Raw genomic sequence first — 13,123 nt, forward strand, 5'->3', positions numbered from 1 at the left:
GAAATCTATTTTATCTATGCACGGATACAAGCTTTGGTCTTTGCAATACAATACGTCAACTTCGCCCAAACTCTCGCACGCCAAAAACTGCGTGTAAATTATCTTTTCGTTTTATCAGAAGCAATTTACCTAATTATCTTAGAACTCAATAGTATTACTTCAAATTAATCCATAGCCCTTTAGGATTAACTAGCGACCATTCCGCTCCTCCGGGAACAGAACGTACCGCTCGAAATATAGAAATAAAATCCAAATTCCGAAAACAAACTCACCACTTCTTACGTATAAAAAGAGATATGATTTTCATTTCCAAAATTAGATAAAGAAAATCTTGCAGTACATCCAAAGATATACAATTGACAAATCTTAGCACGATTGGAGAAGGCGCTTTCACACTCCCCAGCACGCACCCCGGAACCGCTCTCGGGTGACGGGCGAGCGACGCCGACAGCCCCCAGACAACCGGAGGCGGCCCATGCCAAGGTGGCGCCCTGCGTATCAGCAGACACGCCGGTTCAGCACAATCTTGCGCGGGAAAGACCTTGTGGGCTCATTCCCCGGCAAAGGCACGGCGATAGGAGTCGGAGATCGGCCGGATCAAATACTCAAGGAAGGTGCGGTCGCCGAGTTCGATGAAGGCGTCGATCGGCATCCCTGGATGCAGTTGCTCCATGCGAACGCCGGCCGGCAGCGGCGTATCCAGGCGCAGCACGGCCCGGTAATAGGGCTCGCGCGTCGCCGGATCGGTCAGGCGGTCGGCCGAGACATGGGCAACCGTTGCTGAAACCTCCGGCGTCAGGCTGGTGTTGAGCGCCGAGAGGCGGACCCTCGCCGGCTGACCGACATGGACGACGTCGATGTCCTGCGGATGAATACGCGCATCGACGACCAGGTCCCCTGTCGGCAGGATCTCCATGATCTTTTCGCCGGGACCGACGACACTGCCGACGGCATTGTAGACCGAGGCGACGACAACGCCATCCACCGGCGCCTTGACGACGGTGCGCTCGAGCACCCGGCGTGCGGCCTCGACCTGTTCTTCGACGTCGGCGAGCCCGGTCTTCACCTCGTTCATCGCGGTCACCGCCTGCTCGACGCGCTGGGTCTTCAGCCGTTCGATCTGCTCACGCGCTTCCGCCACCTGGGTGCGGCTCGACGAGGCTTCCGCCTGCAGCATGCCGACCTGGCCGAGCAGGTCCGCTTCGACGCGGAGAAGCTGCGTGTACTCCGTGCGGTTCGTCAGCCCCTTTTCCAGGAGTTTGAACTTGCGCTCGGCTTCGCTGCGCACGATCTGCGTCTGTTTCTCGACCGCCGCCTTCTGCGCGGCCAAACCATCAAGCCCATCGTTCAGGCTTTCGACGCGCTGCTGCAGGATGACGGTTTCGGAGGTGAAGCGGGCAAGCCGGGTCTGAAACTCCTTGACCTGCTCTTCCGTCAGGTCGCGGCTTGCGGCCGACATCGTGGCCGGTGCATTGCCGATCGCGATCGTCAGATCCCGCTTCCCGTCCCGCTCGGCGGCAAGACGCGCCTCCCGCGCCTTCAGTGCCACCCATTGCTTGGCAAGGCGGTTGAGCTGGGTACGGGCCACGGTGTCGTCGAGGACCACGAGCGTCTGCCCCCTGGCGACGGCATCCCCTTCACGTACCGCGATTTCGCTGACGATCCCGCCTTCCAGATGCTGCACGAGAACATTGCGGCCCGTGGCCGTGATCGTACCGGAAGCGACGGCAGCGCCGGAGAGCGGCGCCGTTGCCGCCCAATAGCCGAAGCCGACAAGGATAAGGGCAAGCGTCCCATAGCCGAGCCGGGCGACAAACCCGGTATCGGTCACGATCGTCTCCCGCCAGGAGCGCCGAGCGCCCGCCGCCGTCATAGCCGGTCCCCGGTTCTGCCAGGCAGGAAGGCAGAGATGTTTGCCGGCGGGAGGTTCGACGGCCGCTTGGCAGCGGCTGCCTTCGCGGCCCGATCCGCCCGCTCGGACTGCGCGCGCCGCGCCACCTCGTCCGTTGGGCCGAAGTCATCGATCCTGCCATTTTTCATCACCAAGATCCGGTCACATGTCGTTGCGATCGAAATGCGGTGCGTGACGATGACGACCGTGACGCCGCGCTCCTTCGCGTCTCTGAGCGCCCGTCCGAGTGCCGCTTCCCCTTCACTGTCGAGGTTGGCGTTCGGCTCGTCGAGAACAAGAAGACGCGGAGAGCCGTAGAAGGCGCGCGCAAGCCCGATGCGCTGCCGTTCGCCGCCGGAGAGATTGTTGGAGCCGGGCCCGATCGGCGTCTGATAGCCCTTCGTTTGCGCCAGGATGAGATCATTGGCATGCGCCGCGCGCGCGGCCGCAACGACCGCCTCGTCGGCTGCGTCCGGCTCGAAGCGCGAGATATTGGCAGCGATCGTGCCGGGCAGAAGCTGCACGTCCTGTGCAAGATAGCCGATGAGGCTGCCAAGCTGCGTTGCGTCCCAGGTTCTCAGGTCCGCACCGTCGATGGTGATCGAGCCCGCGGTCGGGGCAACGGCGCCGGTCAAAAGCCGCGCAAGCGTCGACTTGCCCGCCCGGCTCGGGCCGACAACCGCAACGCTTTCGCCGGCAGCGATCGTGAAATTCAGCCGTTTGAGGATCGGCTCGGGGTCGGCTCCCCCGTCCGGCGAAACATAGAGCAGATCACGCACGGCGATATCACCGGCGGGGTTCGGCAGCAGAAGCTTGCGTCCATCGGCATTGCCGGCCTCGATCACCTTTTCGAACCGCGACCAGGCGCTACGCGCTTCCATTGCCTGCTTCCAGATCCCGACCAGCTGATCGAGCGGCTGCAGCGCGCGGCCCGACAGGATCGAGGACGCGAAGATCATGCCGGCGGTCATCTGCCCCTTCAGGACAAGGGTCGCGCCGACGGCGAGGATCGCCATCTGCAGGATCATTCTGATCGATCGCGATATGCCGCCGAAGATGGCATTGACGACGAGATTTTCGTCGGCGGCCGCAGTCGCGGCGGCAAACTGGCGGCCCCAGACCTCGCCGACATTGTTCGTCATGCCCATCGCGCGCACCGTTTCGGCACTGCGGCTGAACATCTGCGCCGTCAGATTGGCGCTGGTAATCCGCTCCTGCGCGAACTGCGACGCCTTCTTGTTCATGTACTGATTGAGGAAAACCAGGAGCAGGATCACGATCGCGCCGATCGTCGTCATCAGGAAGAGCATTGGATGCAGGAGATAAAGCAGTGCCGCGAACACCGGCGAGAACGGCAAATCGAAGAGGACCGGCGTGCCGCGTGAAGCGATGAAGCCTCTGACGGTCGCAAGATCGCGCAAGGGCTGGATGTCGCCCGGCTCCCTGCCCGTTGCTGCGACCACGTTCGCAAAGGCTGCCGCCCCGAGCTCGCTGTCGAGCTTGGCCGCCATGCGCACCGCATAGATCGCCCGAATCACATCGAGCAGGCCGAGGAATGCGAAGGCAAGGAATGCGATTATCGTCAGATAGACGAGCGTTTCGATGCTCGAAGAAGGCAAAACCCGGTCATAAACCTGGATCAGAAACAGAGGCGACGTCAGCGCCAGCACGTTGACGATCGTCGAGAACAAGCCGAGATCGATAACGCTGCGCCGGAACGCAGAGCGTAAACTGCCGCTTGTGATTCTGTTGTCTACCATGCTGCAACGACACCGTTTCCAGGAATTTGAGTGGGGCCGTATCGATGGAAGTGTTCCCCGATGTCAACGTGCCGGGGGTTGAGTAGATACTATACATCTGTTGTAGCGGTTGCTTATAGATGCTATTTTAAGCCCCCACCATTCAACGCGACAGATCACAGTTTTCACACGCTCCGGTCGCTTGCTGTCTTTGCGCGGCGGTCGGTAAAAGCAACGGCGCGTATTCTGCCCCACTAATAAAGGATGGAAACATGATCGTTAAGGGAAGACCCGTAGCTGACACGCTTTATGGCACGAACGTAGCTGACACAATTTATGGATATGGCGGCGACGACAGCCTTTGGGGCTATGCCGGAGACGACTATCTCGCCGGTGGCGACGGCAACGACCGCATGTACGGTGGCGACGGCAACGACTTCTTCAAGGCCGGTCCAGGCGACGATTATGCTGAAGGCGGCGTCGGCAACGACTCCTTCGATGGCGGCCTTGGCAACGACCACTTCGTCGGTGGCCTGGGCAACGACATCTTCGACGGCGAGGACGGCGACGACATCCTCGACGGCGGCGATGGCCACGACACCATGCTCGGCGGTGCCGGCAACGATACCTTCTACGGCGGCGCCGGCGAAGAATACATCGATGGTGGCGCCGGCAATGACATCATCTATGCCGGCGACGGCAACGACGGCTTCGTCAACCGCATCAACCCGGCGACCGGCAAATTGACGACGCAGGCCGTCGGCGGCGGCGCCGGCGACGACTACATCTATGGCGAAGGCGGCAACGACGCGCTCAAGGGCCAGTCCGGCAATGACCACGTCTATGGCGGCATCGGCGATGACCGGGTCGACGGCGGCGACGGCGACAACTATCTCGACGGCGGCGACGGCAACGACATTCTCGATTCCGAGAGCGGTCGTGACGAGGCCCATGGCGGTGCCGGCGTCGACAGGATCAGCGTCGGCGCAGGCGACGACCTCGTCTATGGTGATGGCGGCAACGACAGCATCAGCGGCGAAGACGGCAACGACACGCTGAACGGCGGCGATGGCGATGACCTGTTCTATGGCGGCAACGGCAACGACACGATCCGTGGCGATGCCGGCAAAGACACGCTTATCGGCGAGAGCGGCTCAGACTTCCTCTGGGGCGGCGCCGACGCCGACCGCTTCGTGCTCAAGGGCGCCGGCGCGCTCGTCGGCCAGGATACCATCATGGACTATCAGGATGGTCTCGATCGCATCGTTCTCGAAAAGCTCGGCATCACCCGCTACGCCAACACCGGTGGCCCCGGCACGGTCTATGCCTATGACGACCCGAGCGGCGACGTGATCCTCAAGGCGCAGGATTCGGCTGGTCACGCCTTCCAGATCGTTGTCGACGATCCGAACGGTACTCTGTCTGCGGCCAACTTCAGCGCCGCGGACTTCACCTTCGCATAAAATACCGGCGGCCGCGGGTTTGAATACGCGCTCCGCGGCCGCCATTACTACCCGTTCCTGCCCGTGTTGGCAGTCCAGTTCGTGAAAAGCTCAGCGCGAGACCGCTTCGCCCGCGGCAAGTGATCGCAAGGCGTCGTCCAGTTCATCGAGATCGCTGATCCGCCTGTCGGCCTGGTGCGCCTCGTCCGGTGCCGCCGTGCGGTGGACCCGCGCTTCGCGCGCCACCATCACAGTTTGCCATCCGCGTCGGCGCGGCGTGACGAAATCCTTGATCGGATTGTCGGCGATGTAGACGAGAGTGTCCGGCTTGACGTTGGCCCAGGCCTCAATCGCCTCATAGGCCCGTGCGTGCGGCTTCCAGAATTCTCTCCCCCAAAGGTCAGTGAAGATCACCCGGTCGACCAGGGCTTCGAGCCCCAGCGCCTTGACCTTGGCCTGTTGCGTGGCCGCAGGCCCGTCGGTGATGATCGCCCTTCGGCCGACGCGCGCACGTTCCAGATAGCGGCGAGCATCGTTGGCCAGAGTGATTTCGGGCTGGTGTCCGCGATAGACGCCAACCAACTGGCTTACCAGCGCCTCGTCGGCGGTAATGCCCATCGCCGCCAGGGCCGTGTCGAAAACGCGCCCGCTGTGTCCACGCGCAGCAGCGGCCTCGCAATGCCCGGCGAAGCCTTCTACGCCCAGATGGTGCGCCAGCCAGGCATCGACCGCCCTGAAGCCGCTTAGGGCGAAATCCCGCTCCAGATAGAGCGTATCGTCAAGATCGAAGACAAGCACCTGCTCGCCCATCTGCCTATCCCCTGAAGACCGCTGCATCGTATCGCAGCATCAGCACGCCTTCGCGCCAATCGTCGTGAACCGTTCTCGGCAAGCCCGCCACCTCCTCCAGCAGCCATTGGGCAAAGGTCGCGCCGGCGTGGTCCACGAGCGGATAGCCACCGCCGAAACGGGCATTGATTTCGATCACCCGCGGGCCGGTGAGCCGATCGTCCATGACCTGAAAACAGAACGCGCCGCGCAAGTCCGGCAACGCCCGCAAGATGCCCTCGGCCATCGCCCGATGCACCAGATGACGCTCGGTGACGCCCTTTTCGACTTCGCCTGCCCTTATGCGCAGGCGCCGGTGCGAAATGACCGACTGCAAGGTGCCGCCGTCATCGACGAACGCATTGACCGTATGCTCCGGGCCGTCGAGATATTGCTGCAGGATCATCGGCTCTGCGGTCGTTTCCGGCAGATCGGCCATTGAGCGCACCATGCTGATCGAGCGGCTCGCGCTCCCGGCATTGGGCTTGAGGAACAGTGGCCAGTTCCAACGGGAAAGCTCGCCGCGAACCTCCTCCAGCATACCGGTTCGCGGGACCGGCACTCCGGCCGCGTCGAGCACGCGCATGGTTTCGAGCTTGTCGCGGACGACGTCGATGACAGGCGGAGTGCTCACATGCACGCGGCAATCGAAGCGGGCGAAATCCCCGGCCGCTGCCGCAAGCGGCACCAGTTCGGGATCGATCGTAGGCACGAGCAGGCGCACGTCATGCGCCCGCGCGATCTCCGCCAGGCGGCCGGTGAACTCCGGGTGATTATAGGCAGGGACCGCGAAGGCCCGGTCAGCGACGGCGCAGGCGGCGCTCAGATCGGGATCAAGGTCGCAGGCCAGAATCTGGATATCGATGTCCAGCGCGCGTGCTGCCCGACGAAAGCACTCGATCAGGCCAACACGCCTTCCCGCGGAAGAGACAAGGATCTTGAACGACCGGTACGCCATACACGCCTTCTCCTTGACTGTTAGGACGATTGGCCAAGGCAATCGCCGCGGCCCGCCTGACTGAAACCGATGCCAATGGCCGCGCGATCACGCTCCCAACTTGCTGTGCACCGGGGGGCGCCGGCCGTCGGCGGTGCGCCACGCGGTTACCTCGATGCACTGCCGGTCTCCGCACATGACGGTGAAACCATCCGCCGTATGGGTCTGAACTTGCGCGGAAAGGCCGATGTAGCGAAAGGAGTCCGCGAAGGCCCGCGCCGCGTCGAAATGGACGACCTTTCCGTCCTGACGCGAAAAGGCGCCAGGATAGGGTTCGCCGACCGCCCTGATCAGGCGCAGCACCTCAGCCGCCGGCCGCTGCCAGTCGATCAGGCCATCCTCGGCGACACGTTTTGCGCAATAGTTCGCCAGGCTGTGGTCCTGCTCGACCCGCGGCGCCCTGCCCGCTGCCGCCAATTCAACAGCCTCCGGCACCATCTCCGCGAGATTGCGTACATGCTTGCCGTAAAGACTGCGCGCCGTCTCCTCCGGCGCGACGGAAAACAGACGCTGCAGGATGATGGGGCCGGAATCCGTGCCCTCGTCGATCCAGAACAGCGACGAGCCCGTCGTCTTTTCATCAAGCAGGATGGTCCAGGGGATAACGCCCCTGCCCCGCAGGCGTGGCAGCGCCGACGGGTGAAAACCGATCACGCCGAGCCGCGGGATGGCGCGGAAGGCGTGGCGGCAGATCTGCGACCAGCCGAGGACCAGGACGAGGTCCGGGTCGCTGGCGCGAATGGCTGCAAGCGTATCTTCGCCGTTCACATTGGTCGTATGGCAGACCGCGCTGCCCGCCGCGCGCGCCGGCGTCGTCAAGTCCGCGAAATCGGAATGGCGGTCCGCAGCCTCCGGCGGCAGTGTAACCACCAGGGAGGGCAGCATTCCCTTCGCCAACAGGGCATCGAGCGCGATCCGGGATCCTTCGACGGCACCAACCAGAGCAAAACGCATTTTGGTTCTCAAATGCACAGTGTGTCAGAGCGCAATATACAACTCGGATCACAACCAAGGGAAGAAATAACCCATCCGGGCGATATAAATGTATTTCAAGTATGATATGACGGGATGCTATTTCAGAGCCGGGCTATACTGCAAGAGAATAATTGCATGACAGTGTCTGCCGTTGTATCTTGAATCCACTGCTTTTCTAGGGTGCGCTCTGGAAGGCCAATTTAGAGTACGAACCTATTTCAGAAATGATCGCATCCGATGTGCCCTCCAAATTCGAGGCAATAGGAAGTTGATGTCCTGGCGTGCATGGCGCGCCCAGGAATTTAATGCTTGTGACCAGCGCCGGGATACACGCCAGTGTGCCCCGTCGTCAGGCTCAGGGAATGCGGAGGAATGCCCTAACGGCGGCGCAACTTCGGATCCACGGTATGATTTTGCATTTGATCACCAATTTCAGCGCAAGCGCCGGAGCTGAGACGATGCTCGCGCGCCTGCTCAAGGCGTCATCTGACGAACGCGTCATGGTCGTGTCGCTACTCGATGTCTCGGCGCGAAACCGTGACCTCGCGGACAATCCGCGCGTCGAGTACGTGGCGCTTGGCGCGCACTCGCTCCCAGCCATTCTGCAGGGCACGATGCGGCTTGCCAACATCATCCGCCAGGAAAAGCCGAGCGTCATGCTCTGCTGGATGTACCACGCCATGGTGGTCGGCACGGTCGCTGCCAAACTTGCGCGCCGCGCCACGCCGGTCATCTGGAATGTTCGCCAGTCGCTGGATGATGTGGCCTCGCTGTCGCGAAGCTCGCACGTGGCGATCGCCGCTGCCCGGGTGCTCTCCGGTTCGGCCTCCGGCATCATCTACAATTCGTCGCGCGCCCGCGAAATGCACCGTGCCTACGGCTACCGTAACCTGAATTCGGTCGTCATCCCGAACGGCTTCGAAATCCCGGCGGTGGCGGCCGGCCATGAGGCGCCGCCCCGGCGGATCGGCATCGTCGCACGCTTCCACCCGCAGAAGGACCACGCCACCTTCTTTCGCGCCGCCGCTTCGGTGTTGCGCACCCATCCCGACACGCGCTTTCTCGCCGCCGGCCGTGGGCTTGCCTGGGACAATCCCGAAGTCGTGCGGCTGATTGCCGATGCCGGATTGCCAAGCGAGGCCATCGACCTCAGAGGCGAGGTCGCGGACATGGAGGATTTCTACCGCAGCATCGACATTCTCGCTTTGTCCTCCAGAACCGAGGGCTTCCCGAATGTTGTTGCCGAGGCGATGAGCTACGCGAAAATGGTGGTGGCAACGGACGTCGGAGACGCGGCAGAGGTTGCCGGCAATGCCGGGATCGTCGTGCCTGCGCGCAATCCCGAGGCCTTTGCCGACGCCATGCGCAAGGTGCTCGACCTTTCGCCGGAGGAATATGCCCGCTACGCGCATCTCGCCCGCGATCGCATCGAAAGCGAATACACGCTGCACAACATCGAACGGCGTTACTCCAATTTCCTGAGGAACTTCTAGCAAGCCACCGCACGGCTCAAGCTGCGGAAAGAGAATTCGGAGAGGGGACCGACACATGAACGACAACGACAAGGGGGCTCGACCTACGCGAATGCCGGCGGACTTGGCGCCGACAGTCAGGCGGGCATCATGACGACGCCGATACGCACAGTCATCATCGACGACCATCCGCTCGTCATCGTCGGCGCCCGCGCGACGATCGAGACGACCAGCGATATCGTCTGCGTCGGCTCGGCGGGAACAGGTGCGGATGCGCTGGCGCTGATCAAGGAAACCGGGCCGGACGTTTCGGTCATCGATATCGCCCTTCCCGACATGAGCGGCCTTACGCTCGCCGAACAAATCCTCAAGCAGCAGCTTTCGGCCTATGTTGTGGTGATGACGATTTATCCGGAACGTTCCTACGCGCAGCAGGCGCTTCAGATCGGCGTCAAAGGCTTCATCCAGAAATGCTCCGCGCCCGAGCACCTGCTGCTTGCCGTTCGCTCCGTCACGCATGGCGGCCTCTACCTCGACCCGCCGACCGCCCAGGAACTGACCCGCGCGGCGCCAAGTCCCGGATCGCGCGCGTTGAAGACGGCCGGTGTGCCGGGGCTGACCCGTCGCGAGCAGGACGTTCTGCGCCTCGTCGCCCTTGGGTACTCCAATAAGGAAATCGGCGCGCGCGCCAATGTGAGCGTCAAATCGATCGAAACTTACAAGGCCCGTGCGACGGAGAAGCTGCAACTCCACACGCGGGCGCAGATTGTCCATTTCGCCTTGACCCACGGCTGGATGAGCGCCGTCTAGGCCGCGGTCGGGTCGGGCGCAGGCGGGATTGTCCGCTTGCCCCAATCGAGACAGGAGCCGCCATTGCAAATTGTGTTTGTGCTTTCGGGGCTTGGTGCCGGCGGCGCAGAAAAGGTCGTCAACATCCTCGCGCGCCATCGCTCGGCCCGCGGTGACGACGTGCACGTGCTCGCGCTCAATGCGGAAACCCCTGAGACCTACTTCGCCTACGACCGCTCCGTCCGCGTCGAAGCGCTCGGCGGCGGCTCGTCGGTGCCTGTGTTCAGGACGGCCGAGCGTATCGCCCGATTGCGCGCGCGCCTGCGCGCCCTGTCGCCCGACCTCGTCATCTCCTTTCTGACGAAGGTCAACATCATGGTCGTGCTTGCCAGCCGCGGCCTCGGCCTGCGGCTCGTCCTTTCCGAACGAAACAACTTCAACACGCAAGACATGAACGGGCTTTGGCGATTGGCGCGGCCGTTGGCGGCCCGCCTGGCGGAGCGGCTGGTAATGCAGACGACGGAAGCGGCCAATTCGCTGCCGCCGGCCCTAAAAGCCAAGGCCGTGATCATCCCCAACCCGATCACGCTTCAGCATGTGCGTGACAGACAATCAGGCACCGGCACCCGGGTGCTGGCCGTCGGCCGGCTGGACAGGCAAAAGGGCTTCGATCTGCTGATAGACGCCTTTGCCGATGTCGCCGGGCGCGCGCCGAACATGACGCTGACCATCTTCGGCGAGGGCCCGGAACGGCCGGCGCTCGAGGAACAGGTCCGGCGCCTCGGCCTTTCGAACCGCGTTCGGCTGCCCGGCACGACGAAATCCCCGGTCGAATGGATCAACGCCGGTGATATCTTCGTCCTCAGTTCGCGCTTCGAAGGGTTCCCGAACGTGCTGCTTGAGGCGATGTCCGCCGGCCTTGCCAGCATCGCCTTCGATTGCCCCTGGGGACCGTCGGAAATCATCGACACACCGGCCGTTGGCATGCTCGTCCCCAAGGAGGACACGCGCCGGCTGGCAGAGGCCATAGCCCGCCTGGCGGCCGACGCAACGCTCCGGCAGCAGATCGGCGCCATGGGCGCGCGCGCGGTTGCAGCGCGCTACGCCATCCAGACGGTCCTTCAGCAATGGGACGATGTTATCGCGGCACCTGATGAGGCCCAGGCGCTTTACCCGGCAGCGCGCGTATCGACCTGACGCGGCACCGCCTCAGGAAGGCGACGCCGCCTCGCCCGATCACGATCCGGGCGACGTTGCTGGCTTCAGATAGAGGATCGGGATCCCATATCTGTCCTTGAAGCCAAGTGAGGCGGACTGCACGTAGCCGTGGCTTTCCGCAAAGGCGCGCATCGGCTTTTCCAGCTCGTCTTCAAAACCAAGCAGAAACGCCGCCGGCGGGTCTTTCTCGAACAGCGCTCCGATCGTCGATGGTGACGTCATCTTGTAGTACTTCGCCAGGTCGGGGCTCGTCATGTCGGCGGTGCGGTAGGCAAACGGCCCCGTCGCCAGCTCGGCATAGACATCGAGGCCGCCTTCCAGCGGATAGATGGGCGCGAGCGTCGCAACCTTGCCGGTGATGCCGGCAGCCTGCATCCTCTCAGCAATCGTCACACCTCCCTCATGCACGCGCATCGTCGTCCACTGCTGCGGATGGGTCGCCTTGCCGAGGTATTGGCCAAGGCGCGGCGCGTTGACCGCAAGGACGACAAGCACGGCCGACAGCAGGATCGGCCGCACCATGGGCAGCGCGCGCGGCCCAAGTGCCTCGAGCAAAAGCCCAAACGCCAAAGGAAGGCAGACGAGCGGCGGCGCAAAATATTGCGGGAACCCGGGCGTCGGAACGAAGCTCAGCACAAAGCTGCAGAAGAGCACGCCGGCAAGGACCAGCACCTCCCCCATGCGCGGCCTTGGTTCGGCTGCTGCATTGTCCGTGCGCCGGGCAAAGGCGACGAACGCGATGGCGATGAGCGCGGCAAGCGCAACGGCCACGGCCGGCGCAAGCCATATGTCCTGCGCCATGACCAGTTTCTGGGCGAGCGACATCGCCCCGCCCTCCCCGTCGCCGCTCATCAGCCGCCAGTATTGCGGATGCGGACCGGTATGGTAGCGCACCACGTGCGCCAGAAAGAGTTGGGGATCCCTGACGAGGTAGAAAAGGATTGGCGCTCCGCCGACAAGTCCACCGATGAGCAGCGGCGCCGCGACCTTTACGATACGATCCTTCATCGCCAGCGAGCGCGGCAGAAGGAATGCGGCCAGGGCGACGGCCGGGATGAAGGCGATGGCGCTCAGCTTGAAGCACACGGCCAAGGCCAGCAGAAATCCGGCGAACGCCACCATCAACGAACGGCGCTGTTCGTTACGCAGGGCGAGAAGAAAGAGACTGAGGCCGAGAAAGGCGAACGGCCACGGCAGGAAATTGTTGGTGGCGCCAACACCCGTCTGTGTCAGGAACAACTCGTTCACTAGCGACAGGATGCCGACGCAGACCGTTGCCCAGGCCGAGCGCGTCAACACATACACCACGCCGCCGACGGCGACGGCCATAAGGATCCAGGCCAGGAAGACCCCGAGGCGGCCGCTTAAGAGCAGGTCGCTGGACCCGGTCAGCTTGCTGATGCCGTAGAAGTACCAGGCGGAGGCGGGCGGATGATTGTAGAAGAAATCGGCGTAGAGCGCATGGTCGTTCAAGAGCCTGGCCGGCGGGACGTACAGCTGCTCGTCTCGGCGCATCTCGAAATTCATGATCCGAAGAAACAGGAAATAAAAAACGAACAGGAAGAACAGGGCTGCGGCAACTTGATAGAAAATCCCGACCGACTTTCCTTCAACGGAGCCCGGTCTTTCCGAAGAAACACTTGCTGGATAGGTCATGTAAAAACTCCGAACAAAAATAGACGAAGTATAAAATACAAGCTGGCGACGGGAACGATGCGGTCGCACACGACTTCAAATGGATCACACAGGATCGTAATGCGCAGTGGCGCACG

The 13,123-nt window shown here is 62.7% G+C and carries 10 protein-coding genes; 4 read left to right on the forward strand and 6 right to left on the reverse strand.

Annotated elements, in window-relative coordinates:
- Window positions 1–550 precede the first annotated feature (550 nt).
- Both L981_RS00670 and L981_RS00675 read right to left on the reverse strand, forming a co-directional pair.
- Window positions 551–1,831 (reverse strand): HlyD family type I secretion periplasmic adaptor subunit, encoded by a 1,281-nt coding sequence (locus tag L981_RS00670; protein WP_245281548.1) that lies wholly within the window; start codon window positions 1,829–1,831, stop codon window positions 551–553.
- Between the two features lie 38 nt (window positions 1,832–1,869).
- Window positions 1,870–3,651: a type I secretion system permease/ATPase gene (locus L981_RS00675; RefSeq protein WP_156133932.1), complete on the reverse strand. Its 1,782-nt coding sequence runs from the start codon at window positions 3,649–3,651 to the stop codon at window positions 1,870–1,872.
- 251 nt (window positions 3,652–3,902) lie between these two features.
- On the opposite strand from L981_RS00675, the gene L981_RS00680 reads away from it, so the two are divergent.
- On the forward strand, window positions 3,903–5,093 hold the full coding sequence (locus tag L981_RS00680) for a calcium-binding protein (protein ID WP_043610797.1): 1,191 nt from the start codon (window positions 3,903–3,905) through the stop codon (window positions 5,091–5,093).
- Window positions 5,094–5,183: 90 nt separating this feature from the next.
- Here the strand turns inward: L981_RS00680 and L981_RS00685 are convergent, their stop codons facing one another.
- The 3 genes from L981_RS00685 to L981_RS00695 all read right to left on the reverse strand — a co-directional run bounded on the left by L981_RS00685 (window position 5,184) and on the right by L981_RS00695 (window position 7,851).
- On the reverse strand, window positions 5,184–5,882 hold the full coding sequence (locus L981_RS00685) for an HAD family hydrolase (RefSeq protein WP_052201501.1): 699 nt from the start codon (window positions 5,880–5,882) through the stop codon (window positions 5,184–5,186).
- A gap of 4 nt (window positions 5,883–5,886) precedes the next feature.
- Complete coding sequence (locus tag L981_RS00690) at window positions 5,887–6,858, reverse strand: ATP-grasp domain-containing protein (RefSeq protein ID WP_043610799.1); 972 nt, start codon at window positions 6,856–6,858, stop codon at window positions 5,887–5,889.
- Window positions 6,859–6,945: 87 nt separating this feature from the next.
- Window positions 6,946–7,851 (reverse strand): methionyl-tRNA formyltransferase, encoded by a 906-nt coding sequence (locus L981_RS00695; protein WP_043610800.1) that lies wholly within the window; start codon window positions 7,849–7,851, stop codon window positions 6,946–6,948.
- A gap of 428 nt (window positions 7,852–8,279) precedes the next feature.
- Here L981_RS00695 and L981_RS00700 point away from each other — a divergent pair, with 428 nt between their 5' ends.
- The 3 genes from L981_RS00700 to L981_RS00710 all read left to right on the forward strand — a co-directional run bounded on the left by L981_RS00700 (window position 8,280) and on the right by L981_RS00710 (window position 11,330).
- The gene (locus tag L981_RS00700; protein WP_043610801.1) at window positions 8,280–9,365 is read left to right on the forward strand and encodes a glycosyltransferase; all 1,086 of its coding nucleotides are present in this window, start codon (window positions 8,280–8,282) and stop codon (window positions 9,363–9,365) included.
- Between the two features lie 129 nt (window positions 9,366–9,494).
- Window positions 9,495–10,154, forward strand: coding sequence for a response regulator transcription factor (locus tag L981_RS00705; protein WP_043610804.1), 660 nt, complete (start codon window positions 9,495–9,497; stop codon window positions 10,152–10,154).
- A 72-nt stretch (window positions 10,155–10,226) separates the two neighbouring features.
- Window positions 10,227–11,330, forward strand: a complete 1,104-nt coding sequence (locus L981_RS00710) for a glycosyltransferase family 4 protein (RefSeq protein ID WP_245281551.1) — start codon at window positions 10,227–10,229, stop codon at window positions 11,328–11,330.
- A gap of 39 nt (window positions 11,331–11,369) precedes the next feature.
- Here L981_RS00710 and L981_RS00715 read toward each other — a convergent pair whose 3' ends face one another.
- Complete coding sequence (locus tag L981_RS00715) at window positions 11,370–13,007, reverse strand: glycosyltransferase family 39 protein (protein WP_043610806.1); 1,638 nt, start codon at window positions 13,005–13,007, stop codon at window positions 11,370–11,372.
- Window positions 13,008–13,123: the final 116 nt, after the last annotated feature.

It is taken from the genome of Ensifer sp. ZNC0028 (assembly GCF_000799055.1).
In the GTDB taxonomy this organism is placed as follows: domain Bacteria; phylum Pseudomonadota; class Alphaproteobacteria; order Rhizobiales; family Rhizobiaceae; genus Ensifer.